Origin of the sequence: Pseudomonas sp. R2-37-08W, from assembly GCF_003851705.1 — a bacterium.
In the GTDB taxonomy this organism is placed as follows: Bacteria; Pseudomonadota; Gammaproteobacteria; order Pseudomonadales; family Pseudomonadaceae; genus Aquipseudomonas.
The window spans coordinates 4,770,846-4,794,476 of record NZ_CP027728.1 but is presented as its reverse complement, the minus strand read 5'-3'; the positions used below and the strand labels follow the sequence as shown (position 1 = coordinate 4,794,476).

The window sequence follows — 23,631 nt, the reverse complement described above, 5'->3', positions numbered from 1 at the left end:
GCTTAAAGAAGGACAAGAACTATGCGTAAGACAATTGCAGCGTTGGCCCTGAGTCTGCTGGCCGCCCACGTGATGGCCGCGGTATCGCCGGAAGAAGCCGCCAAGCTCGGCACCAGCCTGACCCCGGTCGGCGCCGAAAAAGCCGGCAACGCCGATGGCTCGATCCCGGCCTGGACCGGCGGCATTCCGAAAAACGCCGGCGCGGTGGACAGCAAGGGCTTTCTCGCCGACCCGTTTGCCAGTGAAAAACCGCTGTTCGTGATCACCGCCGTCACCGTCGACAAGTACAAGGACAAACTCTCCGACGGCCAGGTGGCGATGTTCAAGCGCTACCCCGAGACCTACAAGATCCCGGTGTACCCGAGCCACCGTACGGTCAACCTGCCGGCGGATATCTACGAGTCGATCAAGCGCAGCGCACTGAACGTCAAGGCGATCAACGACGGCAACGGCCTGGAGAACTTCACCGGCAACCGTTACTACGCGTTCCCGATTCCCAAAAACGGTGTGGAGGTGTTGTGGAATCACATCACCCGTTACCACGGCGGCAACCTGCGCCGCATCATCACCCAGGCCACGCCACAGACCAACGGCAGCTACACGCCGATCCGCTTCGAAGAGGAAGTGGCGGTGCCGCAGGCCATCCCCGATATCGACCAGGCCAAGGCGGCCAACGTGCTGAGCTATTTCAAGCAATCGGTCACGGCGCCGGCGCGGCTGGCCGGCAACGTGCTGCTGGTGCACGAAACCCTCGACCAGGTGAAGGAGCCACGCCTGGCCTGGATCTACAACGCCGGCCAGCGCCGGGTGCGACGGGCGCCGCAGGTCTCGTATGACGGGCCGGGCACCGCCTCCGACGGCCTGCGCACCACCGACAACTTCGACATGTTCTCCGGCGCGCCCGACCGCTATGACTGGAAACTGGTGGGCAAGAAGGAACTGTACATCCCTTACAACAGCTACAAACTCGATTCGCCGACCCTCAAATACGACGACATCATCAAGGCCGGGCATATCAACCAGGACCTGACCCGCTATGAGCTGCATCGCGTCTGGGAAGTGGTCGGCACCGTCAAGCCGAGCGAGCGCCACATCTACGCCAAGCGCCACATGTACATTGACGAAGACAGCTGGCAGGTCGCCCTGGTGGACCACTACGACGGTCGCGGCCAACTGTGGCGCGTCGCCGAAGGCCATGCGCAGTTCTATTACGACCACCAGGTACCGGCCTACACCGTGGAAACCCTGTACGACCTGATCGCCGGGCGTTATCTCGCGCTGGGCATGAAGAACGAAGAGAAAAGCAGCTTTGTCTTCGGCTTCGCGGCCAAGGCAGCGGATTACACCCCCGCGGCGCTCAGATCTGAAGGCGTGCGCTAAAGATCATTCCCACGCTCCCGCGTGGGAATGCAGCCCGTGACGCTCTGCGTCACCTGTGCGCGACGGTTTGCGGGACGCGGAGCGTCCCAGGAGGCATTCCCACGCAGAGCGTGGGAATGATCACATTGGTCGGTGTACACATTGGGTTTTGCGCATGTCCTTCAATCACCCCGCTGAATACTTCTTCAACAACCGCCCACCACAGGACTAGGGTTGCATCACAATAAAAAAGCAGGATGCAGCAATGACCGCCATGACACGCTGCCTGGACCGTCCTGGATTCATGCCCCGGCTGTCCGCTCACCATCTGCTGCGCCCGCGCCTGGCCGCGCCTTTGCTCGTGGCACCGGCGCGGGTGAAGCTGCTGTGCGCGCCGGGCGGCAGTGGCAAAAGCGCGTTGCTTGCCGAGTGCGCGTTGCAGGCGCCGCCTGGGTGCCAGGTTCACTGGTTGGCGCTTAATGGCGTGGTTGCATGCCCGGTGGATTTCTCCCGGCGCCTGGCCCACAGCCTTGGGCTGTCTTACACCGATGAAGCGACGTTATTGCTGGACCTGGGGCGTTGGCAACACACGGCGTGGCTGTTCCTCGACGATTTTTGCCGCCTGCCCGCGCCTGCGCTGGACGCGCTGCTGGACCGGTTGCTCACCGCCAGCAGCCCGGCGCTGACCTGGTGGCTGGGCGCGCGGCGGCGGCCGGCGTGCAATTGGCCGCGCCTGTTGCTCGATGACGAATTGTTGGAGTGCGGCAGTACCGAACTTTCGTTCAGCGCGACGGAAATCCAGGCGTTGCTCGGCCCAGGGCAGAGCGTCGACAACATCATGCAATTCAGCGCCGGCTGGTGCGCCGGGGTGCGCATTGCGCTGCTCGGTGACGGCCATCCCGATAAAACCCTGCTCGATTATCTGCAACACGAAGTGTTCAGCAGCTTGCCGGCGGAATTGGCCGAAGCCTGGCGGGTGCTGGCCAACCTGCCGCGCTTCAATACCGGCCTGTGTGAACACCTGTTCGGCTCGGGTGACGGCGCCCAGTACCTGCGCGAGCTGCAAGCGCTCGGTGCGTTTATCCAACCCTGGGCAGGCACCACCGATTGGCTGCACATTTTTGCGCCCCTGGCACGGTTGCTGCGCGAAGAGCCCTGGCCGGCCAAGCGCGCCTGGCATCGGCGCGCGTGCCAGTGGTTCAGCGCCGAGCAGGACTGGCAGGCGGCCTTTGAACAGGCGCTGCTGGCGCAGGAATATGAGGGCGCAGTGAGCCTGTTGCAGCACTTCAGTTTCGAAGACTTGTTCCGCGGGCAAAATGCTGTGCTGCTGTTGCGCCTGCATGAGCAGCATGGCGATGAACTGATGCTCGGCTCGGCACCGCTGGTGGGCCTGGTCACGGCGGCATTGCTGTTTGCCGGGCGGTTCGAGCAGGCGGCGGTGTGCATCGACCAGTTGGCTCGATTCGCGCCGCGACCGACGGCGGCGGCGCAGCGTCATCTGGTGGCGCGCTGGCAGGCGCAAGCCGGCTGGTTACTGCACCTGAGCGGCGATGCCGAGGGTTCCCGCGAGCATTTCCTCGAGGCCCTGCAAGCCTTGCCCGAGAGCGCCTGGACGTCACGCCTGATGTGCCTGTCGGGCCTGACCCAGCAAGCCATGCTGCGCGGTGAGCTGGACGTGGCCCAAGCGCTGAATCGCGAAGCGCTGTGCCTGGCCCGCGCCCACGGTTCGCTGGTGCTGGAGGCCTTGCTCGAGTTGGATCACGCCCAATTGCTGGAACAACGCGGCGCGCCTTACCGGGCGCAGAGCCTGTTGGAAAGCGTGCAGGCGATGCTGGTCGAGCAACGCTTGCAGGCTGGGCCGCTGATGGGGCGTATCGCCCTGCGACGTGGTCATCTCGCCTTGCGCCAAGGGCAGGACGCCTTGGCGCATGAGTGTTTCGAGGCCGGTTTGAACATCTGCCTGCACAGCCAGGACAAGCGGGTGCTCTACGGGTTTCTCGGGCTGGCGCTGCTGGCGGCGAATCGCGGTGATTACGCCCAGGCGTTTATCCAGTTGCGCGATGCCGAGCGGCTGATGCAGCAGCGTCATGTCCCCGACCTGGTGTACCGCGCGGTCCTGTTGTTGGTCAGCGCGCATTTCTGGTTGCAGCAAGGGCGCGCGGAGTTGACGGTGCAAGCGATGCGCCGCGTGTTGCGTCACTTCCATGGGCCCTGCGCCAAGCAGGCGCCGCCGGCCACGCTGGAATTGATCCCGCGTCTTGAGTACCTGTTGGTGCTGGCCGAGGTCAGGCTGGGCTGCGCCGAACACCCGCTCGAGCGACTTGGTGCCTTGCTCGACAGCACCAGGCAACGCGGCATGCTCTGCCTGGAAACCGAACTGCAGCTGGTGCTGGGGGAGGTGGCCTGGCGGCTGGGCGAGCCGGCGCGCGCGCGCGTGGCCCTGCAAGCCGGCCTGGAACTGGCGGCGCGTTGCCAGGTGCAGCAGGCGGTGCGCGAGTTGCGTTTACGTGCGCCGGGATTACTCAGTGAGTTGGGGCTGGAACCGCAAGCCGCGCCAGTCGGCGCCACGCAAAATCCGCTGAGCCTGCGCGAACTGGAAGTGCTGCAGTTGATCGCCCTGGGCAACTCCAATCTGGAAATTGCCGAGCGCCTGTATATCTCCCTGCACACCGTCAAGACCCATGCGCGGCGTATCCACAGCAAACTCGGGGTAGAGCGGCGCACCCAGGCAGTGGCCAAGGCCAAGACGCTGGGCTTGATGGGCTAAGTGCGAAAGGCCTGGCGATAGTCCCCAGGCGCCGCCCCCATGGCTTGGCGGAAGCGCTGGTTGAAATGGCTGGCGCTGGAGAACCCGCACCGCCAGGCAATCTCACCCACGGCCAGGGCGCTGTTGCGCAACAGCGCCCTGGCACGGGCCAGCCGGCGCGCCAGCAGGTATTGGTGGGGTGGCAGACCGAAGCTTTGCCTGAACATGCGGGCGAAATGGTATTCCGACAGCGCGCACAGGCCGGCCAGTTGGCCGAGGCTGATGGCGTCCTGCAGGTGATGGTCGATGTACTCCACCAAACGCCGTCGCTGGTGCGCGGCCAGCCCACCTTTGACCCGCAGGCCTTCGCGGGCGCCGACCTGGCTGAGCAGGGTGTGACTGAGCATTTCATGGGCCAGGCTACTGGTCAGCAGGCGCTCACCGGGCTCCTGCCAGTTGAGGGCGATCAACTGGTGAAAGCGTGCGGCCAGGCTGGCGTCCTCGAGGAAGGTGCTTTCGCGCAGTTGCAGTTCACGGGGTTCGCGGTCGAGCAGGGTGACGCAGCCGAGGGCGAATTGTTCGGGGCTGAAATAGACATGGGCCAGGCGAATCTCGCCATTGATCACCCAGGCCGATTGATGCTCCGCCGGCAGGATGCACAGTTTGTCGGGGCCGCCCTTGGTGCCCGGTTGGTCACGGCGAAAAGTGCCGGTACCGCCGCCGACGTAGCATGACAAGGTGTGATGGCTGGGCGCCTGGTAATCCTGAGCATCGTGGTGGTTGCTCCACAACGCCGCAGACAAACCGTCACCGAGCTCGGCGCAGGCTTCCAGGCGTGCGTTGGGCGAGCGGTTAAGGGCTTGAAAGACGTGCAGCGATTGCAGCTCTGGCATGGTGTGTTCTCCGACGTTTTGCATCCTACTCCGCCGTCATGGCGCTGTGATCCCCGCCCCCTGAAAAAGCGCAAGAATGTGCAAGAGCGTCGCACACGGAAAACGCGACACTGTGGCTCACTCACCGGAGCCCGCTATGAACCTTTTCCTGTATGTACTCACTGTACTGATCTGGGGCACGACCTGGATCGCGCTCAAATGGCAGTTGGGCGTGGTGGCGATTCCCGTGTCGATCGTTTACCGCTTCGCCTTGGCGGCCCTGGTGCTGTTCGTGCTGTTGCTGCTCAGCCGCCGGCTGCAGGTGATGAACCGGCGCGGGCACCTGATTTGCCTGGCCCAGGGCCTGTGCCTGTTCTGCGTCAACTTCATGTGTTTTCTGACCGCCAGCCAGTGGATTCCCAGCGGCCTGGTGGCGGTGGTGTTTTCCACGGCGACCTTGTGGAACGCGCTGAATGCCCGGGTGTTTTTCGGCCAGCGGGTCGCGCGGAATGTGTTGATGGGCGGCGGCCTTGGCTTGCTCGGCCTGGGCTGTTTGTTCTGGCCCGAATTGGCAGGGCACGCCGCCAGCCCACAGACCCTGCTCGGCCTGGGCCTGGCCTTGCTGGGCACGCTGTGTTTTTCGGCGGGCAATATGCTCTCGAGCCTGCAACAGAAAGCCGGGCTGCGGCCCTTGACCACCAACGCCTGGGGCATGGCCTATGGTGCGGCGATGCTGGCGGCGTATTGCGCAGCACGCGGTATTCCGTTCGAGATGGACTGGAGCACGCGTTACATCGGCGCCTTGTGGTACCTGGTGATTCCAGGCTCGGTGATTGGCTTTACCGCCTACCTGACGCTGGTCGGCCGCATGGGGCCGGAGCGGGCGGCGTATTGCACCGTGTTGTTTCCGGTGGTGGCGCTGAACGTATCTGCCTTTGCCGAGGGTTATCAGTGGACGGCACCGGCCCTGGCGGGGTTGGTGCTGGTGATGTTGGGTAATGTGTTGGTGTTTCGCAAGCCCAAGGGTGTGAGCCCGGTCTTCAAGGCAAAGGCAGTCTAAATGTGGGAGGGGGCTTGCTCCCGATAGCGGTGGGTCAGGTGTAAATGTGCTGGTTGACATACTGCCATCGGGGGCAAGCCCCCTCCCACATTGGCTATTTTATGCCAAGGCGCTTGGCCATGCGGCCAAGGTTGGCGCGGTCCAGGCCCAGTTCTCGGGCGGCGCCGGCCCAGTTGTGTTGATGGCGTTCCAGGCAGGCGTTGATGATCTGGCGCTGGTAATGCTCGGTGGCCTGGCGCAGGTCGCCGGTGACGTCGCGGGCGACAGCGGCCGGTGCTTCGATGGCGGCTGCGCTGACATCAGGCAGGTCCAGATCCGCCGCGCTCAGGCTGAGAATCTTCGGACGTTCGCGGCAATGCCCCAGGGCTTTGAGCGCACTGCGTCCGATCAAATGTTCCAGCTCGCGCACATTGCCCGGCCAGTCGTAGGCCAGCAGCGCCGCCTGGGCATCGCTGGTCAGGCGCAGACTGCCCAGGCCCATGCGTGAGCGGTTCTGTTCCAGAAAGAACCCGGCCAGCAATAACACATCGCGCCCGCGTTCACGCAACGCAGGCACTTGCAGCGGGTAGACGCTCAAGCGGTGGTAGAAGTCGGCGCGGTAGCGGCCATGGCGCACTTCTTCGGCCAGGTCGCGGTTGGTAGCGGCAATCAGGCGCACATCCACCTGATGCTCTTTGTCCGACCCCAGGCGCTGCAACTGGCCGCTTTGCAGCACCCGCAGCAGCTTGGCCTGCACGCTCAGCGACAGCTCGCCGACTTCATCCAGAAACAGCGTGCCGCCGTTGGCCAGTTCGAATTTGCCCCGGCGCTCATTCAGCGCGCCGGTGAAGGCGCCGCGCACATGGCCAAACAGCTCGCTTTCCACCAGGGTTTCGGGCAGCGCGGCGCAGTTGAGGCTGATCAGCGGTTTTTCGGCACGGGAAGACGCGGCGTGGATCGCCTGGGCGACCAACTCCTTGCCGACCCCGGTTTCACCGGTTATCAGCACGGTCAGGTCACTGCCGCCCACCAGGTTGATTTCCTCGACCAGGCGCTTGTGCGCCTTGCTCTGGCCGATCATTTCCTTGTGCTGCTGGCCGCTGGCCTGGCGGTAGATCTCGGCGCGCTGGTGCTCGTCTTCGGCGCGCAATGCCAGGCGCTCAATGCGCTCGGCGACGTTGACCGTGGCGGCGGCGAGGCTGGCGAAGGCTTGCAGGGCGTCGAGTTCGACCCGTTCGAAGCGCTCGGTGTCGAGGGCGTCCAGGGTCAGCAGGCCCCACGGCTGGTCGTCGATAAACAACGGGCAGCCCATGCAGTCGTGCACTTCCAGCTGCCCGTGCAGGCCCTCCACCAGGCCGTCGTAGGGGTCGGGCAATTCGCTGTCGCTGTCAAAGCGGGTAGGGCCGGGGCTGCTCAGCAGCAGCGCAAAACGCGGGTGTTCGCTGATCTTGAAGCGCCGACCCAAGGTATCGGCGCTCAAGCCATCCACGGCCAGCGGCACCAGCCATTCGCCCTCCAGGCGCAGCAAGGCGGCGGCATCACATGGCAGCAGGGCGCGCATGGCATGCAGCAGGCGTCGATAGCGCTCGCCTTCGGGCAAGTCCCGTGACAGGTCGGCCACGAGGGGCAGCAGGGTGGTGAGCAGCGATTGTGCAGTCATAATGACTCCTTGTAGTCCTTATGACTATAAACTGTAGGAAGTCATTCTGACTACGCTGCATTTAAGACACTGAAAAACATGGATTTATTAGTTGGCACGATTACTGAGTACCTGAGGGCAACGAATGAAAAGACCCAGGAGTCTCCCATGCTGAGCGCCCAAGACCGTGCCATCGTCAAATCCACTGTGCCCCTGCTGGAAAGCGGTGGCGAAGCGTTGATCACCCATTTCTACCGCATGATGCTGTCCGAATACCCCGAAGTTCGCCCGCTGTTCAACCAGGCCCACCAGGCCAGCGGCGACCAGCCGCGCGCCTTGGCCAATGGTGTGCTGATGTACGCGCGGCATATCGACCAGTTGGACCAGTTGGGCGACCTGGTGGCCAAAATCATCAACAAGCACGTGGCCTTGCAGATCCTGCCGGAACACTACCCGATCGTGGGGGCCTGTCTGCTGCGGGCGATCTCCGAAGTGCTCGGCAGCGAGATTGCCACGCCTGAGGTAATGAGCGCCTGGGGCGCGGCGTATGGGCAGTTGGCGGATATCCTGATCGGTGCCGAAGCGGCTATTTACGACGAGAAAGCCCAGGCGCCCGGCGGCTGGCGCGGTGCGCGGCCGTTCCGGTTGGTCAAGCGCGTGGAGGAGAGCGACGAGATCACCTCGTTCTACTTCGCCCCGGTGGACAACGGCCCGATCCTCAGCGCTGCGCCCGGCCAATACATCGGCATGAAGCTGGTGCTCGACGGCGAGGAAGTCCGTCGCAACTATTCCCTGTCGGCCCTGAGCAATGACGGCCTGTACCGCATCAGCGTCAAGCGCGAAGCCGGTGGGCGAGTGTCCAACTATTTGCATGACCAGTTGCACGTCGGCGCAACCCTTGACCTGTTCCCGCCCTCGGGCGAGTTCACCCTGGCCGCCAGCGACAAGCCGCTGGTGTTGATCAGCGGCGGGGTAGGGATTACTCCGACCCTGGCAATGCTCGAAGCGGCCCTGGCTACCGAGCGCCCGGTGCACTTTATCCACTGCGCGCGCAACGGTGCGGTGCATGCGTTCCGGGACTGGGTAGACGCGCTGGCGGCGAGGCACCCGCAGCTCAAGCGCTTCTACTGCTATGCCGAGGATGACGGCGTAAGCCCGGCGGCGGACAAGGTCGGCCTGCTGAGCCAGGAACAACTGGCGGCGTGGTTGCCCGAGGCGCGCGACATCGATGCGTACTTCCTGGGGCCTAAAGGCTTCATGGCGGCGATCAAGCGCCACCTCAAGGCCCTGGGTGTGCCCGAGAAACAAAGCCGCTACGAATTCTTCGGTCCGGCTGCTGCCCTGGAGTAAGTTCTTCACAGCAACAGTGAACCAGTGTGGGAGGGGGCTTGCTCCCGATAGCGGTATGTCAGTGACAGCCAAGCTGACTGATCCACCGCTATCGGGAGCAAGCCCCCTCCCACATTTAGCTCTTCTTTTTCCTGATTAATCCGTTGTTAACCTCTCTCTGTTTTAACGGGTGCCTGTGTGTAAACTTGTTGCCATTGGGCAAACAGACAAAGGAAACCAGAGATGAGTGACGATTTGCGTTTGGGCAGGGAGCGGCGCTTTCTGGTGTTGCTGGGCATCATCTGCCTGGCGCTGATCGGCGGAGCGCTGTACATGCAAGTGGTGCTGGGCGAAGCGCCATGCCCGCTATGCATCCTGCAACGCTATGCCTTGCTGTTGATCGCGATCTTCGCGTTCCTCGGCGCTGCCATGCGCAGCAAGGGGGCGGTCACGTTCTTTGAAGGGTTGGTGGTCCTCAGCGCCCTGGGCGGTGTGGCTGCCGCCGGTCATCATGTGTACACCCAGTTCTTCCCTCAGGTCAGCTGCGGCATCGATGTGTTGCAGCCGATCGTCGATGACCTGCCCCTGGCCAAAGTGTTTCCCCTGGGCTTTCAGGTCGATGGTTTCTGCAGCACGCCCTATCCGCCGATCCTCGGCCTGTCCCTGGCGCAATGGGCGTTGGTCGCGTTCGTGCTGACGGCGATCCTGGTACCCCTGTGCATCTATCGTAATCGTCACCCCAAAGCCTGAACCCGTTCACTAAAACGCCCCGGTCTCCTTGAGTGAGGGCCGGGGCGTTTTTGTGTGTAGGGATTTGTGAAAGAGCCGTGACGAGCGGCAACGAATAGTGCGCGCAGCGTGCGACATGTTGTCACACGGAGGCTGTCGCAGGGCATTTCTGAATGGCCGAACCGGCTGCCGAATTTGCATCCGGGGCACAAAACGTGCTGTCAATTCGTGGTTTGAAAGACCCCGCCGGGCGCGCGAGGTTTGAGCCCATGAGCGCTCTGCAAATGCCTTGTTTTATGGGGACTTTACCTCGTTTGCCATGCCCTTACACAGCGTAAGGGGAGTGGCAATCTGCCCAATAACAACGCAATTTTTGTGGTTTTTGTTGAGAATTGAACGCGATAACATCGCGAACCCTTGCAGGAATGGTGAAGTATTATTGCTGTAATCGATAAAAATTATTTCTTTATCAGACATGGTTTATACATCGCTAGCTAACTACAATCGCCCGCACTGAATGTCCGGTGCTGTTCAATATTTGAGCATTGGAGCGGTCGAGGAGCAGATGGAAGGCTCTGTGCGATCCCAGGTTCCGGCAGCCTTTCAACTTTCCGCACCAAATGGAATTGGTCTGTAACAAGGCCTTTAGCCACGAAATCGAATAAGAACTCACCGCAGGTCCGTGCGACGTACAGCTATGACGTAACGGGCAGGCTCTTATTCAATCGAAGAGAAATGCCAACCCTTGGCAGGGTGAAGTGTTGGCGATCAAAACCCAACTGCATTGCGCAAGCTGCTTTAGAGGTCGTGAGATGAGTAAAAACAGGTACCCCCGATTACTAGGCTTTTTGCCGCTGCTTGGCATGATGTTAATGCTGGGAGGCTGCAAGTGGACCTTGCTCGACCCAAAAGGACAGGTCGGTCTGGATGAACGAAACCTGATCATCACCGCCACCCTGCTGATGCTGCTGGTCGTGATCCCTGTGATCATCATGACCTTCGCCTTCGCCTGGAAATACCGCGCGTCCAACACCAGCGCTACCTACGCGCCGAAGTGGTCGCACTCCACCAAGATCGAAATCGCGGTGTGGCTGGTCCCGATCCTCATCATCATTGCCCTGGGTTATGTGACCTACAAGTCCACCCATGCACTGGACCCGTACCGTCCGCTGGAATCCGACGTCAAGCCGATCAACATCGAAGTGGTCGCGCTGGACTGGAAGTGGCTGTTCATCTACCCGGACCTGGGTATCGCCACTGTGAACCAGATTCGGTTCCCGGAGCACACTCCGCTTAACTTCAAGATCACCTCCGACGCCGTGATGAACTCGTTCTTCATCCCAGCCCTGGGCGGCCAGATCTATGCGATGGCAGGCATGCAGACCAAGCTGCACCTGATCGCCAACCAGAAAGCTGAAATGGAAGGCATCTCCGCCAACTACAGCGGCGCTGGCTTCACAGGCATGAAATTCAAAGCGATCTCGACGAGCCAGGAAGAATTTGACGCCTGGGTAGCCGAAGTCAAGGCCGCACCTAAACAGCTTGATCAAGCTGAATACGACGCCCTGACCAAACCAAGCCAGAACAACCCTGTCGCCCTGTACTCCGCGTTTGAGCCGAACCTGTTTCAGAAAATCGTCGACAAGTACGAAGGTATGAAGCCAGGCAAGCCGGTCAAGCACGAGAAGAAAGAAGTGGCCGTGGTTGAAGGTTCTGACACAGGCGCGCATTCAACTGCTGGGGCAGAGGAGTAAACGATGTTTGGTAAATTAAGTTGGGACGCGGTCCCTTTCCACGAGCCGATTGTGATGATTACCATCGCCATGATCGCGCTGGGTGGTCTGGCACTGTTTGCGGGTATCACCTACTTCAAGAAGTGGACCTACCTGTGGACCGAGTGGCTGACTTCGGTCGACCACAAGAAAATCGGCGTCATGTACGTCATCGTTGCCATGGTCATGCTGCTGCGTGGTTTTGCCGACGCCATCATGATGCGTACCCAGTTGGCCATGGCCACCGAGGGTTCGCCTGGCTACCTGCCACCTGAACACTATGACCAGATCTTCACCGCCCACGGTGTGATCATGATCATCTTCATGGCGATGCCATTCTTCACCGGCTTGATGAACCTGGCCTTGCCGCTGCAGATCGGTGCGCGTGACGTTGCCTACCCGTTCCTGAACTCCCTGAGCTTCTGGCTGCTGGTATCGGGCGTTGTGCTGATCAACGTGTCCCTGGGCGTCGGCGAATTCGCCAAGACCGGTTGGGTTGCGTATCCGCCATTGTCGGGCCTGCAATACAGTCCGGGCGTGGGTGTGGACTATTACATCTGGGCGCTACAGTTATCAGGACTCGGGACGACATTGACGGGGGTCAACTTCCTGGCCACCGTGCTGAAAATGCGCGCCCCTGGCATGAAACTGATGGACATGCCGATCTTCACCTGGACCTGCACCTGGGCAAACGTGCTGATCGTGGCTTCGTTCCCGATCCTGGCCGCTACCATGGCGCTGCTGTCGCTTGACCGTTACCTGGATTTCCACATTTTCACCAATGAACTTGGTGGCAATCCAATGATGTACGTGAACCTGTTCTGGGCATGGGGTCACCCTGAGGTGTACATCCTGATCCTGCCAGCGTTCGGTATCTTCTCCGAAGTGATCTCGACCTTTACCGGCAAGCGCCTGTTCGGTCACCACTCGATGGTTTATGCATCGGGCGCGATCTCGGTACTGGGCTTCATGGTGTGGCTGCACCACTTCTTCACCATGGGTTCGGGGGCCAGCGTCAACGCCTTCTTCGGCCTGGCGACGATGCTGATTTCCATCCCGACGGGGGTGAAGCTATTCAACTGGCTGTTCACCATCTACCACGGTCGTCTGCGCATGACCAGCCAGGTCCTGTGGACCCTGGGCTTCATGGTGACCTTCGCCATCGGCGGCATGACCGGCGTACTGCTGGCCATCCCGGGTGCTGACTTCGTGCTGCACAACAGCCTGTTCGTGATCGCTCACTTCCACAACGTGATCATCGGTGGTGCGGTATTCGGCTACATCGCTGGTTTCAGCTTCTACTTCCCGAAAGCGTTCGGCTTCAAGCTGCACGAAGGTTGGGGCAAGGCTGCATTCTGGTTCTGGATCTCGGGCTTCTTCGTCGCGTTCATGCCGCTCTATGCACTGGGCTTCATGGGCATGACCCGTCGTCTGAACGCCACCACCAACCCTGAGTGGGTGCCGTACCTGTACGTCGCCATGTTCGGTGCGGTGATGATCGCTGTGGGCATCGCCTGCCAGCTGATCCAGCTGTATGTCAGCGTGCGTGATCGCAAGCAGAACCTGTGCGAATCGGGCGACCCGTGGAATGGCCACACCCTGGAATGGTCGACCTCGTCGCCACCGCCGTTCTACAACTTCGCCGTGATTCCTACCGCGAACACCATCGATGCGTTCACCGAAGCCAAGGAAGACGGTACTGCGTACCAGCAACCCAAGCACTACGAGCCGATCCACATGCCAAACAACACCGCCACTGGCGTGGTGATGGGTGCGCTGTTGACTGTGTTCGGTTTCGCGATGATCTGGCACATCTGGTGGCTGGCAATCGCGAGCCTGGTGGGCACTATCGGTTACTTCATCATTCACGCTGCCCGTGATGATCAAGGCTACATGGTGCCGGTCGAAACGATCGAACGCATCGAAGCCGAGCAGCACGCTCGCCTGGTAGCCGAGAAGAAGATCCCGGCCAACCGTGTAGAAACCTCGTTGGAACAGGCTTAAACCATGTCGAACTTAGTGACCAATGCTGGACACGCCCATGTCGATGACCATGGGCACGATGACCATCACCACGACTCGGGGCCAATAACCGTCTTCGGTTTCTGGCTCTACCTGATGACCGACTGCATCTTGTTTGCGTCGATCTTCGCGGTGTACGCGGTACTGGTAAACAACGTAGCGGGTGGCCCGTCGGGCCACGACATCTTCGAACTGCCTTACGTGCTCGGCGAAACCGCCTTGCTGTTGTTCAGTTCGATCACCTACGGCTTCGCCATGTTGGCCTTCTACAAAGGCAACAAGAAAGGCGTGCTGAGCTGGTTGGCACTGACCTTCCTGTTCGGCCTGGGCTTCATCGGCATGGAGATCAACGAGTTCCACCTGCTGATCTCCGAAGGCTACGGCCCGCACCGTTCCGGTTTCCTGTCGGCGTTCTTCACGCTGGTCGGCACCCACGGTCTGCACGTATCCGCCGGCCTGCTGTGGATGGCGGTGATGATGTATCAGGTTAATAAGCACGGCCTGACCAACACCAACAAGACCCGCCTGAGCTGCCTGAGCCTGTTCTGGCACTTCCTGGACGTGGTCTGGATCTGCGTATTCACCGTCGTTTACTTGATGGGGACTCTGTAATGGCTAATGCACACTCCCATGACAGCCACGATTCAAGCCACGGCAGCGTAAAGTCTTACGCCATCGGCTTTATTCTGTCGGTCATCCTGACCCTGATCCCGTTCGGCCTGGTGATGTACCCAACCCTGCCGAAGTCGATCACCTTGATGATCGTGTTGGCGTTCGCGGTGATTCAGGTCCTGGTTCACCTGGTGTACTTCCTGCACCTGGATCGTTCCAAAGAGCAGCGCGAGAACGTGATTGCGTTCGTGTTCGCAGGCCTGGTGATCGTTCTGCTGGTTGGTCTGTCGCTGTGGATCATGTTCAGCATCCACACCTACATGATGGCGAAGTGAGGTAAAACCCGATGTCGCTTAAGCACTTTATCCAAATCACCAAACCGGGGATCATTTTCGGTAACGTGCTTTCTGTGGCGGGCGGTTTCTTCCTGGCCTCCAAGGGACATGTCGATCTGGCCATCTTCCTGGCTGCAATGATCGGCACGTCCCTGGTGGTAGCTTCCGGATGCGTGTTCAACAACTGCATCGACCGTGACATCGACGTCAAGATGGAGCGCACCAAGAATCGCGTGCTGGTCCAGGGCCTTATCTCCCTGAAGCTGGCACTGATTTTCGCGACCGTCCTGGGTGTTGCGGGCGTGGTGTTGTTGTACAAGGTGGCCAACCCGTTGGCGGCGCTGTTTGCCGTAATCGGTTTTGTCATCTACGTCGGCCTCTACAGCCTCTACCTCAAGCGCAAGTCGGTACACGGCACGCTGGTGGGCAGTCTGTCGGGGGCGATGCCGCCGGTGATTGGTTATGTGGCTGTAACCAATAGCTTCGACATGGCCGCGCTGGTGCTGCTGGTGATGTTCAGCCTGTGGCAGATGCCGCATTCCTACGCCATCGCGATTTTCCGCTTCAATGACTACCTGGCTGCGTCGATTCCGGTTCTGCCGGTCAAGCGTGGCATCCAGGTGGCCAAGAAACACATTCTGCTCTACATCCTGGCCTTCCTCGTGGCGACCTTGATGTTGACCTTCAGCGGCTACGCCGGCATGAGCTACCTCGCCGTCGCCGCGGCCATGGGCATGTACTGGTTGTACATGGCCTGGACCGGCTACAAGGCGGTGGATGACACCGTCTGGGCGCGCAAGCTGTTCGTGTTCTCGATCTTCACCATCACCGCGCTCAGCGTGATGATGTCCCTGGATTTCCAAGTGCCGAAAGAGCTGTTGCTGACGTACGCCCCCTGAGTGGTCTGGCAGTGAAAAACCCCGCCTTCGAAAGAGCGCGGGGTTTTTTATTGAGTGGCCTTTAAACTATTCCCCATTCTTCTAAGGCAGGAAGCAAAGCAATGAGTAAAAAAGCCGTGATGGTGTTCAGTGGCGGGCAGGATTCGACCACCTGCCTGATCCAGGCGCTGAAGCTGTATGACGAAGTGCACTGCATCACCTTCGATTATGGTCAGCGCCATGTGGCGGAAATCGAAGTCGCCCGGCAGTTGGCCAGGGAATTGGGCGCCACCGTGCACAAAGTGATGGACGTGTCGCTGCTCAATGAACTGGCGATCAGCAGCCTCACCCGTGACAACATTCCGGTGCCGACCGTGAACAGCTCAGGCGAAAGCCTGCCGAGCACCTTCGTGCCGGGGCGCAATATCCTGTTCCTGACCCTGGCCGCGATCTACGCCTATCAAGTGAAGGCTGAGACCGTCATCACCGGCGTGTGCGAAACCGACTTCTCGGGATATCCGGATTGCCGTGACGAGTTCGTCAAGGCACTGAACCAGGCGCTCAAGCTGGGCATGGAATACGACGTGCGTCTCGACACCCCGTTGATGTGGCTGAACAAGGCCGAGACCTGGGCCCTGGCCGATTACCACGGGCAACTGGAGCTGGTGCGCGAGCAGACGCTGACCTGCTACAACGGCGTCATTGGCACCGGCTGTGGCGAGTGTGACGCGTGCAACCTGCGCGCGCGGGGCTTGAATGAGTACCTGCAGAACAAGGCGGATGTGATGCAAAGCCTGAAGCACAAGTTGCAGTTGAAATAACTCGATCCAGAGCCAGGTGAGGTGTACCTGATAGAGGACGATCAAAATGTGGGAGGGGGCTTGCCCCCGATGAGCATAGGTATCTACACAACTTTATAGCAGCCAACAGTAACCACGATGCGAAGCGAGCCGCTCTTGATCTTGCTCTTGATCTTAAGCGCCCCGTTAAACCACGCTGGCCGGAATCCGATAGTGATTTGGGGGGTAAACCGGCAGGGATGCCGGTTTAGCCGCCCCGCGCCATGGATGGCGCGTGGCGGCGGCCCCCCAAATCACTGTCGGATTACGGGCACACCGAGCCTAGGCGAGGTGCCGAGTGGTGGGGCAAGAGCGTTTTGCTTACTTTTGCGCTTTTCAAAAGTGAGACGCCGTAAGGGCGGAACCCTAAGCCGCCGTTACCGCAGCAACGGATATGTACTCGCCCTGATCCAGCATCCTGGTCGGCTGTCAGGCCGCCATCGGGGGCAAGCCCCCTCCCACATTTGGATCGCGCGGCATCAGTTAGAGAGGCTTCGGCTCCTGGGCCGCCACAGGTTCAGGGCCGTGCCAAACTTGTGTATATACCTATGCTCATCGGGGGCAAGCCCCCTTCCCCATAAGTTTCGCGTTACTGGCAAACGCGGGTTGGCTAATCCGGTGGTGCTAAATCGGGCGACATTCTCCTCGTCATACTCTTCTGTATGACCCGTACGAATCCCCCGTCCGCCTACAAGGAGTAGTCACCATGGTCAGCGTCAGTCGTCGATCCCTTCTCGCCCTGGGCGCGGCCTTGCCTGTGCTCGGGCATCTCGATTGGGCAGTCGCAAGCCCTGCGCCGGCGGCCTCTGACGATGTATTGCTCAACTACAACGAAAGCCCATATGGGCCGTCGAAAGCGGCGCTTGAGGCGATGCAGCGTGGTAGTGCGGCAGCCGGGCGTTATCCCTACCCGCACATGTACGCGCTGGCTGCGCTGTTTGCCCAACAACAAGGCATCAGCGAAGACAATGTGGCGGTGTTTGCCGGCTCCATGGCCGCGTTGCGCTATGCCGTATTGGCATTCACCCACCCAACCCGTGGCCTGGTGATGGCCACGCCGTCCTATGAAGTTCCGCGCCAGGCGGCCGAATCGAACAAGGCGCCGGTACACGAAGTCAGCCTTGATACCCAGCATGCCCATGATGTACCGGCGATGCTCGCGGCTGATCCCCAGGCCGGCATGCTGTACCTGTGCAACCCCAATAACCCGACCGGCACCCTGACGCCGACCGAGGCTATCCGTCAGGCGCTGGCGAACAAACCCAAAGGCAGCGTGCTGGTGGTGGACGAAGCCTATATCGACTTCTGCGACGCCCCCAGTTGCGTGAGTTGGATCAAGGACCATGACGATCTGCTGGTACTGCGCACCTTCTCGAAAATTTACGGCATGGCCGGTGCGCGCCTCGGTTTGGCGATCGGCCATCCCTCGCTGCTGGAGCGCCTCGCGGTGTTTGGCGGCGACAATGTGCCGGCCGGTGCCAGCCTGCTGGGTGCCCATGCCAGCCTGGAAGACGTCAAGCTGCTGGGCCAGCGCAAGGCGCTCAATGCCGGCGTGCGTGACGAGACCATCGCTTGGCTGAAGGGCCGGGGCTATAGCTGCACGGCTTCCCAGAGCAATTGCTTCATGATCGACGTCAAGCAGCCGGCAGAGCAGGTGGTTGCGCGCCTGGCTGCGCAGAATGTGCTGGTAGGACGTGTCTGGAAGGATTGGCCGCAGTGGGTGCGGGTGACGGTAGGTAATAAGCAGCAAATGCAGCGGTTTCGCGAGGTGTTTGCAACACAGATAGCCTGACCAGACACTGCTGCGCCTGCTCGCGGTCGGCTCAGCGCTGGAAGCACTGGACAAGGTTGGTAGGCATGTTTCATTCTTTCCCTGGTATAGAGGAATTTTCCTACGGTGTAGGTCGATTTTGATCGGAAGCTTACGGATTGAAGCACTCCGGTCAGGTCGCTAACCTCACCCGTTGTCACTCATCAGGGACGATAGTCATGCGAAGCGATGGTCAAGCCAATAACAATACGCTCATGCAGCCCACCGATGTGCGCCAATTGCTCGATGTTGAGCTGAGCCGACGCGGCCTCGGGCATTTCGAGGTCTATCAGTGTGGGCCGACGCTGGATGAAGCGGAAATCATCACTAACTACCCCGACGCGCTGGAACGTGGTGACGCTGCAGATGACTTTTACCAACGCGGTCAATTGCTATCCTTGTCCAAACGCCGCATAAAACCGTTTTTCTGGAGCGATGAAAACATCCTTGCGCCCGCTGCAGACGCGGTCCCGGTGCCAGGGCCCTGTGCCCCCGTCGGCGAGGGCGCCAGTTTTATCGTGCATGGTAACCGGGGCTTTTATTCCATCCTCAACCTGTGCAGCTTTGGCGAACATCAACAGTTTCGCGAGCGAGTGCTGGCCAACAAAAGTGAACTGCAGATGCTGCTGGTCTCGGTTTACGACGAGGCGTTGGAAAGCACCACCGTGCTCCCGCCGGTTGTACCGGAAACCGTGCTGACACCTCGGGAAACGCAGGTGTTGTCCTGGACCAGTCAGGGCAAGACCTACAACGAAATAGCGCTTCTGGTCTCAATGAGCCCGCGTACGGTCAAGTTCCATATGAAGAATATCTTCAGCAAGCTGAGTGTGCCCAACGGCAAGTCCGCCATTCGCAAAGCCTTGCAGCTGGGCTATATCCGCGAACAGGCCTGATTCGCCGGTACTTCTTTCCCCATTGCCACGCCCTCCGATGATTTATTACCGGCGGGCGTGCGCGTGCGTGTGTGATTTGGCGCTACCTGTCTAAAAGGGCAGCTTGTTCACTTTCAAGCGGTGCTTTAGTTTTTTTGCAGCCAATGAGTTTAGCTCAGGCAAAAAAACAATAGCCGCAACACCCGAAAAAACATCGTCGCTCCGCGCGATGCGAGTGTTGCAGCGTGCCGCTTAATTATGGAGTGATTATGCTGGTCGATAAAAACAAAGAGCCAGGTGGCCAAAACACTGCGGGTATTTCCCGTGAAACCTTCGGGATGCTCAAGCACCTGTGCAAGAAAGATAACTACCATTGGGCCATCGCACTGGGTAAGGATTATTCAATCATCGCCTTTGCCATTTATCTGTCCGTGGGCGTCAGCTATTGGTTTTATCCCGTTTCGCTGTTTCTCATCGGCACCACTCAACGTGCCCTGGCGAACGTGTTGCACGAGTCAAGTCACAAACTGTTGGCGAAAAACCGGGCGATCAACTGGTTTGCCGGTACCTTTCTCTCGGGGTACCTGATCTTCCATCTTTACCAGTCCTACAGCACCTCGCACGTCAAAAACCACCATGTGCACCTGGGGCACCCGGAAAAAGACCCGGACTACAATTTCCATCTCAAGTGCGGCCTGTACGACCTCCAGCAAAGCGAGCGCGAGTTCTTCCTGAAGAACGTGGTGATGGCGTTATCGGGTTACCGCACCCTTCAATACATCAAGTACATCGTCAAGGACCGGCTCCAGGGCCAGGACGCACGCATCCGCAAGGAACGCGTGCTGATGTGGGCCTACTGGGCAGTGATTTTTGCAGTGGTTGCCTGGTTTGGCCTTGCGGTTGAACTGGTGCTGTTCTGGTTCGTGCCGCTGTTCACGGCCGCCGTGGCTGTGGGCTGGATCATCGAGCTGGCCGAGCACTATCCGTTGCCCGCCGTTGAAAGCGAAAAGCTGCTGCTGACCCGTAACCGTAAAGGCAACGCGCTGGAAAACTTCTTTTTCGGCCGCCACGACGATAACTACCACCTTGTGCACCACCTGCACCCGTCAATTCCCCACTGGAACATGCGCAAGGCCCATAAGCTGCTGATGTCGCACCCCGAGTACGCACGCTGGGACAACCTGTGGGCGGGGATTTTTACCCGTGACCGGCATAGCCGCCACAAGGAAACCCTGCTCAGTTACGCGGCCAAATTCCGCGCCCACAAGATCGCCAACCACACCGACGATTCGAGTTTCGCACGTCGCATGCTCAACCAGTCCTACGGGGTTTAATGCCATGAACACGACAGATAACAGCCTGCTGGCAACCCTGGCCCTGAAGAAACTGGCGGCGAACAAGACCTACCGTGACTTGTTCCTGGAGAGCGAGACGCTGCGTGATTTCCTGCGACCTGCGGCGCTTCGCTACATCATTTCCGAAGATCGCCTGGAGATGCTCGACAAGCTTGGGGCCCTGTTGGCCAAAGGCTATCGCACCGGTGTCGAGTTCGTCGGCGAGGAAGCGACGACGCTGGCCGAGGTGACCACGGCAACCGATGAATACCTGCAGCTGATCGACTTGATCGCCCAGCATCCCAAGCTCGGCGAACCTCCTCAGTTGGGGTTCGATTTGTCGAACGTCGGTACCATCATTTCCCGCGAGCTGGCAGTCGAGAACTGCTCGAAGATCCTGGCCCATGCAGCCGATAAGGATGTCGGCGTGATCATCAGCATGGAGCGCTCCCAATGGACGGATTCGATCCTCGAGATCTTCCTGCACCTGAGCGGGCGTTTTCCCAACGTGGGCATCACCCTTCAGGCGCAGTTGAACCGAACCCCGGATGACCTGGGAGCGGTGCTGGAAACCGGCTGCAAGGTGCGCCTGGTCAAAGGCGTCTATGCTGAGCCTGCCGCCATTGCCTTGCCCCGTGGCGAGGCGCTCAACGAGCGTTACCTGGGGCTGCTGGACCGGATCAATGGTGGCCGCGGGCAGTTTGCTTTCGCCACCCAGGACCCGCTGCTGGTTGAAGAAATCCTCACCAGCCGCATCGCTGACCGAGGTGAGCTGGAGATGCTCCACGGCGTGCGCCCTGAGCTGATCAAGGCGGTAAAAGACCAGGGCCAGGTCAAGGCCCGGGTGTCGGCGGTTTACGGCACCAACTGGTACTTGCACCTGTTGCACCGTGTGGCTGAGTTTCCGCAGAACATTTTCCTGGCGCTGGATGACGTGGCTTCGCCACGGGCCTCTGAAACCGCCACTCATTACTGAAAAAGGACATTCTTATGAAGCAGTACGTCGCATTGGTGGATGTCTACTCGAGCGGTAATTTCCTGCCGCAGTATTTCCGGGATGCCGGTTTCAGCCTGATCCATGTACAGAGTACACCCGAGCTGATGCCAAGCATGCTCGGGCCGAACCTGTCTGAGTTCGAGCACAACCTGGCACTCAACGACAACGCCGAGGATATAGTGCGACGCTTGCGTGAGTTCAACGTAGTCGCCGTCATTGCCGGCCAGGAGCCGGGCGTGCCATTCGCCGATTACTTGAGTGAACAGTTGCAACTGTCCACCTCCAACGGCAGTGCAGGCTCACGCGCTCGCCGCGACAAGTTTGAAATGATCAACAAAGTCGCCGCCGCAGGCCTGTTGACCGCACGCCAGATCAAATCCTCGGACCCCGCCGAGCTGCTGGCCTGGGTCGAGGCCGGTCAGGTGTTTCCCTGCGTGATCAAACCGCTGAGTTCGGCATCTACCGACGGGGTTTCGATCTGCCACAACCTCGAGGACGTCAAGCGCGCCTGTGAGGAGGTGGTGTCCAACCCGGATATCTTCGGCCTGCCCAACACGGAAATTCTTTGTCAGTCTTACCTCAAGGGCCCGGAGTACATCGTCGATACCGTCAGCCGCGATGGGCAGACTTACGTGTGCGGGATCTGGCGCTATGTGAAGCGTGAAATCAGCGGCGGCAAGAACATCTACGACCGCGACGTGCTGATTGCCCCGGACAGCGCCGAGGCCAACGTGCTGGTGGACTACATCGTGAAGGCGCTCAAGGCGCTGGGTATCGATAACGGCCCGGCCCATTCGGAAGTGATCCTCACCGAAGCCGGCCCCGCGCTGGTGGAAGTCGGTGCTCGCCTGAACGGCAACATGGAACCAAGGTTCCATGACATCAGCCTGGGCGGCAACCAGGCGCAGCTCACCTACCTGGCATACTGCGACGGTGAGGCGTTCAAGGCCAACTACGCCGGCAAGCGCTACCACAAGCTCAAGGAGGCCTGTGTCATCAACACCGACACCACGCTGCAAGGCGAGGTTACCGGCTTCAATGAATCGGCCATCCACCGGATCGAGGCGTTGCCTTCGGTGCATAAGCTGAGCGTCAAATACAAGGCCGGCAAGCTGATGAAAAAGACCGTGGACCTGCTCAGCAGCCCGCTGCGGGTGTTTCTGGTATCGGATAGCCAGGGCACTATCGACCAGGATTACGAGCAGATCCGCCAGTACAAAGACAACGTCTATGTGATTCGCTGATGATAGGCACTTATCGCGCATTGCGCGGGCTCAACGCTCGCTTGCAGTTGCTGTTCCTGATCACCCTGGTGTTCCGCATGGGCACCATGGCGTTCCCTTTCTATGCGGCTTACCTGATTCATCAGCACGCCGTGTCGGCGGCAACCGCAGGGTTGCTGGTGGGCGTTTATGGCGCGGGCGCACTGTTTGTGGACTTGATCATCGGCGGGGTGATCAAGCGGTTTTCCGCCAATCGGGTGATCCTCGGCTCGTTGCTGCTTAACGCGCTGCTGCTGCTGATCATTCCTTCGGTGGATAACACGGCGCTGCTGTTTGTGCTGTCGTTTCTATGGGGGGCCTGTTACGAGGCATTCACGCCGGCGACGTTCTCCGAAACGGTCACCCACAGCAGCAGTGAATCGCGCAAAGTGGCGTTCTCTTGCAACCGTTTGGCGATCAACATCGGCATGGCGATCGGGCCGCTGTTGGGCAGCCTGATTTTCTTGAGTAACGCCGACGCGGTGTTCTACCTCAACGCGGCGTTGTCCCTGGTGGCCTTCGTTGCCTGCCTGCGGTTCGGGCGAGCGGTGCCGGTGGCCCAAGGGGCTGCCGTCGTCAGCAAGGGCAACGGCTTGCCGGAGAGCGCAGTGCACGAGCGCTCGCGCTTGCTGGTGATTTTGCTGGCGGCATTGCCGGTGCACGTGGCGTATGCGCTGCCGCCGACGTTTCTGTCGGCCTACATCATCAATTACACCGAGTTGCCGGCGTACTACGTCGGGATCATCTTTTTCATCAATGCACTGCTGGTGATTCTGTTCGAAGTGCCGATCAACCAACGTATGTCGCACCTGTCGAGCAGCCGCTCGCTGGTGGCCGGGTTCTTGGTAGCCGGCGTGGGGTTTTTCCTGATGGGCTTCAGCCAGGTCGGCGCGCTGTTGCTGGCGGCTACCGTGCTCTGGAGCCTGGGCGAGATGATCGTCTTTCCCGGCATCACCCATTACGTCAGCAGTATCTCCAGCCGTCACACCGTGGACCGCAACCTCGGCTATTACTCGGCGGGGGTGAACATCGGCGTAATGATCACGCCTTCGCTGGCGTTCATGCTGGTGTCACAGCCCTCGCTGCCTTCGCCGTGGCTGCTGGCGGGCACGATATTGCTGCTGTTCGCGGTGGCGGTAGGCGTGATGAAAGGCTCGGCTGTCTTGTGGAACAAGGAAGCATGAA

The 23,631-nt window shown here is 60.1% G+C and carries 19 protein-coding genes; 17 read left to right on the top strand and 2 right to left on the bottom strand.

The features are described 5' to 3' along the window. Positions 1–21: 21 nt before the first annotated feature. On the top strand, positions 22–1,380 hold the full coding sequence (locus C4J93_RS22115; protein ID WP_124430466.1) for a DUF1329 domain-containing protein: 1,359 nt from the start codon (positions 22–24) through the stop codon (positions 1,378–1,380). 244 nt (positions 1,381–1,624) lie between these two features. Then, positions 1,625–4,126: a LuxR C-terminal-related transcriptional regulator gene (locus tag C4J93_RS22110; protein ID WP_124430465.1), complete on the top strand. Its 2,502-nt coding sequence runs from the start codon at positions 1,625–1,627 to the stop codon at positions 4,124–4,126. Here the strand turns inward: C4J93_RS22110 and C4J93_RS22105 are convergent. Further along, the gene (locus tag C4J93_RS22105; protein WP_124430923.1) at positions 4,123–4,998 is read right to left on the bottom strand and encodes a helix-turn-helix domain-containing protein; all 876 of its coding nucleotides are present in this window, start codon (positions 4,996–4,998) and stop codon (positions 4,123–4,125) included. The two genes, C4J93_RS22110 and C4J93_RS22105, sit on opposite strands and share 4 nt — an antisense overlap. 136 nt (positions 4,999–5,134) lie before the next feature. Between C4J93_RS22105 and C4J93_RS22100 the strand changes: the two genes are divergently transcribed. Beyond that, on the top strand, positions 5,135–6,037 hold the full coding sequence (locus C4J93_RS22100; protein WP_124368303.1) for a DMT family transporter: 903 nt from the start codon (positions 5,135–5,137) through the stop codon (positions 6,035–6,037). Positions 6,038–6,131: 94 nt separating this feature from the next. Here the strand turns inward: C4J93_RS22100 and norR are convergent, their stop codons facing one another. Then, positions 6,132–7,676: a nitric oxide reductase transcriptional regulator NorR gene (gene norR, locus C4J93_RS22095; RefSeq protein ID WP_124430464.1), complete on the bottom strand. Its 1,545-nt coding sequence runs from the start codon at positions 7,674–7,676 to the stop codon at positions 6,132–6,134. Positions 7,677–7,823: 147 nt separating this feature from the next. Between norR and hmpA the strand changes: the two genes are divergently transcribed. The 14 genes from hmpA to C4J93_RS22020 all read left to right on the top strand — a co-directional run bounded on the left by hmpA (position 7,824) and on the right by C4J93_RS22020 (position 23,630). Beyond that, positions 7,824–9,005, top strand: coding sequence for an NO-inducible flavohemoprotein (gene hmpA, locus C4J93_RS22090; protein ID WP_124430463.1), 1,182 nt, complete (start codon positions 7,824–7,826; stop codon positions 9,003–9,005). Positions 9,006–9,227: 222 nt separating this feature from the next. After that, positions 9,228–9,734, top strand: coding sequence for a disulfide bond formation protein B (locus C4J93_RS22085; RefSeq protein ID WP_124430462.1), 507 nt, complete (start codon positions 9,228–9,230; stop codon positions 9,732–9,734). A gap of 791 nt (positions 9,735–10,525) precedes the next feature. Beyond that, complete coding sequence (cyoA, locus tag C4J93_RS22075; RefSeq protein ID WP_124359764.1) at positions 10,526–11,467, top strand: ubiquinol oxidase subunit II; 942 nt, start codon at positions 10,526–10,528, stop codon at positions 11,465–11,467. 3 nt (positions 11,468–11,470) lie between these two features. Continuing rightward, positions 11,471–13,489 (top strand): cytochrome o ubiquinol oxidase subunit I, encoded by a 2,019-nt coding sequence (gene cyoB / locus C4J93_RS22070; protein ID WP_124364342.1) that lies wholly within the window; start codon positions 11,471–11,473, stop codon positions 13,487–13,489. 3 nt (positions 13,490–13,492) lie between these two features. Next, positions 13,493–14,119: a cytochrome o ubiquinol oxidase subunit III gene (locus C4J93_RS22065; RefSeq protein WP_057723999.1), complete on the top strand. Its 627-nt coding sequence runs from the start codon at positions 13,493–13,495 to the stop codon at positions 14,117–14,119. Then, a complete protein-coding gene (gene cyoD, locus C4J93_RS22060; protein WP_003194051.1) occupies positions 14,119–14,454 on the top strand; it encodes a cytochrome o ubiquinol oxidase subunit IV in 336 nt (111 codons plus the stop codon). The genes C4J93_RS22065 and cyoD overlap by 1 nt, the downstream gene beginning before the upstream one ends. Before the next feature lie 11 nt (positions 14,455–14,465). Then, a complete protein-coding gene (cyoE, locus tag C4J93_RS22055; protein ID WP_124364341.1) occupies positions 14,466–15,353 on the top strand; it encodes a heme o synthase in 888 nt (295 codons plus the stop codon). A 101-nt stretch (positions 15,354–15,454) separates the two neighbouring features. Then, the gene (gene queC / locus C4J93_RS22050) at positions 15,455–16,153 is read left to right on the top strand and encodes a 7-cyano-7-deazaguanine synthase QueC (protein WP_124430461.1); all 699 of its coding nucleotides are present in this window, start codon (positions 15,455–15,457) and stop codon (positions 16,151–16,153) included. Between the two features lie 724 nt (positions 16,154–16,877). After that, positions 16,878–17,963, top strand: coding sequence for a pyridoxal phosphate-dependent aminotransferase (locus tag C4J93_RS22045; RefSeq protein ID WP_124430460.1), 1,086 nt, complete (start codon positions 16,878–16,880; stop codon positions 17,961–17,963). Between the two features lie 197 nt (positions 17,964–18,160). Further along, on the top strand, positions 18,161–18,874 hold the full coding sequence (locus tag C4J93_RS22040) for a LuxR family transcriptional regulator (RefSeq protein ID WP_124430459.1): 714 nt from the start codon (positions 18,161–18,163) through the stop codon (positions 18,872–18,874). 248 nt (positions 18,875–19,122) lie between these two features. Continuing rightward, the gene (locus C4J93_RS22035) at positions 19,123–20,187 is read left to right on the top strand and encodes a fatty acid desaturase family protein (protein WP_124430458.1); all 1,065 of its coding nucleotides are present in this window, start codon (positions 19,123–19,125) and stop codon (positions 20,185–20,187) included. Between the two features lie 4 nt (positions 20,188–20,191). Further along, positions 20,192–21,163, top strand: coding sequence for a proline dehydrogenase family protein (locus tag C4J93_RS22030; protein ID WP_124368295.1), 972 nt, complete (start codon positions 20,192–20,194; stop codon positions 21,161–21,163). Between the two features lie 14 nt (positions 21,164–21,177). Continuing rightward, positions 21,178–22,428 carry an ATP-grasp domain-containing protein gene (locus tag C4J93_RS22025; RefSeq protein ID WP_124364335.1) on the top strand — a complete coding sequence of 417 codons (1,251 nt, stop codon included), beginning with the start codon at positions 21,178–21,180 and terminating at the stop codon, positions 22,426–22,428. Beyond that, positions 22,428–23,630: an MFS transporter gene (locus tag C4J93_RS22020; RefSeq protein ID WP_124430457.1), complete on the top strand. Its 1,203-nt coding sequence runs from the start codon at positions 22,428–22,430 to the stop codon at positions 23,628–23,630. The genes C4J93_RS22025 and C4J93_RS22020 overlap by 1 nt, the downstream gene beginning before the upstream one ends. Position 23,631: the final 1 nt, after the last annotated feature.

Excerpts from the sequence above, each read along its gene's own strand:
- norR (WP_124430464.1), bottom strand. The coding sequence starts at position 7,676 with ATGACTGCACAATCGCTGCTCACCACCCTGCTGCCCCTCGTGGCCGAC.
- cyoE (WP_124364341.1), top strand. The coding sequence starts at position 14,466 with ATGTCGCTTAAGCACTTTATCCAAATCACCAAACCGGGGATCATTTTC.
- hmpA (WP_124430463.1), top strand. The coding sequence starts at position 7,824 with ATGCTGAGCGCCCAAGACCGTGCCATCGTCAAATCCACTGTGCCCCTG.
- C4J93_RS22040 (WP_124430459.1), top strand. The coding sequence starts at position 18,161 with ATGCGAAGCGATGGTCAAGCCAATAACAATACGCTCATGCAGCCCACC.
- C4J93_RS22035 (WP_124430458.1), top strand. The coding sequence starts at position 19,123 with ATGCTGGTCGATAAAAACAAAGAGCCAGGTGGCCAAAACACTGCGGGT.
- C4J93_RS22085 (WP_124430462.1), top strand. The coding sequence starts at position 9,228 with ATGAGTGACGATTTGCGTTTGGGCAGGGAGCGGCGCTTTCTGGTGTTG.
- C4J93_RS22030 (WP_124368295.1), top strand. The coding sequence starts at position 20,192 with ATGAACACGACAGATAACAGCCTGCTGGCAACCCTGGCCCTGAAGAAA.
- C4J93_RS22100 (WP_124368303.1), top strand. The coding sequence starts at position 5,135 with ATGAACCTTTTCCTGTATGTACTCACTGTACTGATCTGGGGCACGACC.
- cyoB (WP_124364342.1), top strand. The coding sequence starts at position 11,471 with ATGTTTGGTAAATTAAGTTGGGACGCGGTCCCTTTCCACGAGCCGATT.
- C4J93_RS22045 (WP_124430460.1), top strand. The coding sequence starts at position 16,878 with ATGGTCAGCGTCAGTCGTCGATCCCTTCTCGCCCTGGGCGCGGCCTTG.
- C4J93_RS22065 (WP_057723999.1), top strand. The coding sequence starts at position 13,493 with ATGTCGAACTTAGTGACCAATGCTGGACACGCCCATGTCGATGACCAT.
- C4J93_RS22110 (WP_124430465.1), top strand. The coding sequence starts at position 1,625 with ATGACCGCCATGACACGCTGCCTGGACCGTCCTGGATTCATGCCCCGG.
- cyoA (WP_124359764.1), top strand. The coding sequence starts at position 10,526 with ATGAGTAAAAACAGGTACCCCCGATTACTAGGCTTTTTGCCGCTGCTT.
- C4J93_RS22025 (WP_124364335.1), top strand. The coding sequence starts at position 21,178 with ATGAAGCAGTACGTCGCATTGGTGGATGTCTACTCGAGCGGTAATTTC.
- cyoD (WP_003194051.1), top strand. The coding sequence starts at position 14,119 with ATGGCTAATGCACACTCCCATGACAGCCACGATTCAAGCCACGGCAGC.
- C4J93_RS22105 (WP_124430923.1), bottom strand. The coding sequence starts at position 4,998 with ATGCCAGAGCTGCAATCGCTGCACGTCTTTCAAGCCCTTAACCGCTCG.
- queC (WP_124430461.1), top strand. The coding sequence starts at position 15,455 with ATGAGTAAAAAAGCCGTGATGGTGTTCAGTGGCGGGCAGGATTCGACC.
- C4J93_RS22020 (WP_124430457.1), top strand. The coding sequence starts at position 22,428 with ATGATAGGCACTTATCGCGCATTGCGCGGGCTCAACGCTCGCTTGCAG.
- C4J93_RS22115 (WP_124430466.1), top strand. The coding sequence starts at position 22 with ATGCGTAAGACAATTGCAGCGTTGGCCCTGAGTCTGCTGGCCGCCCAC.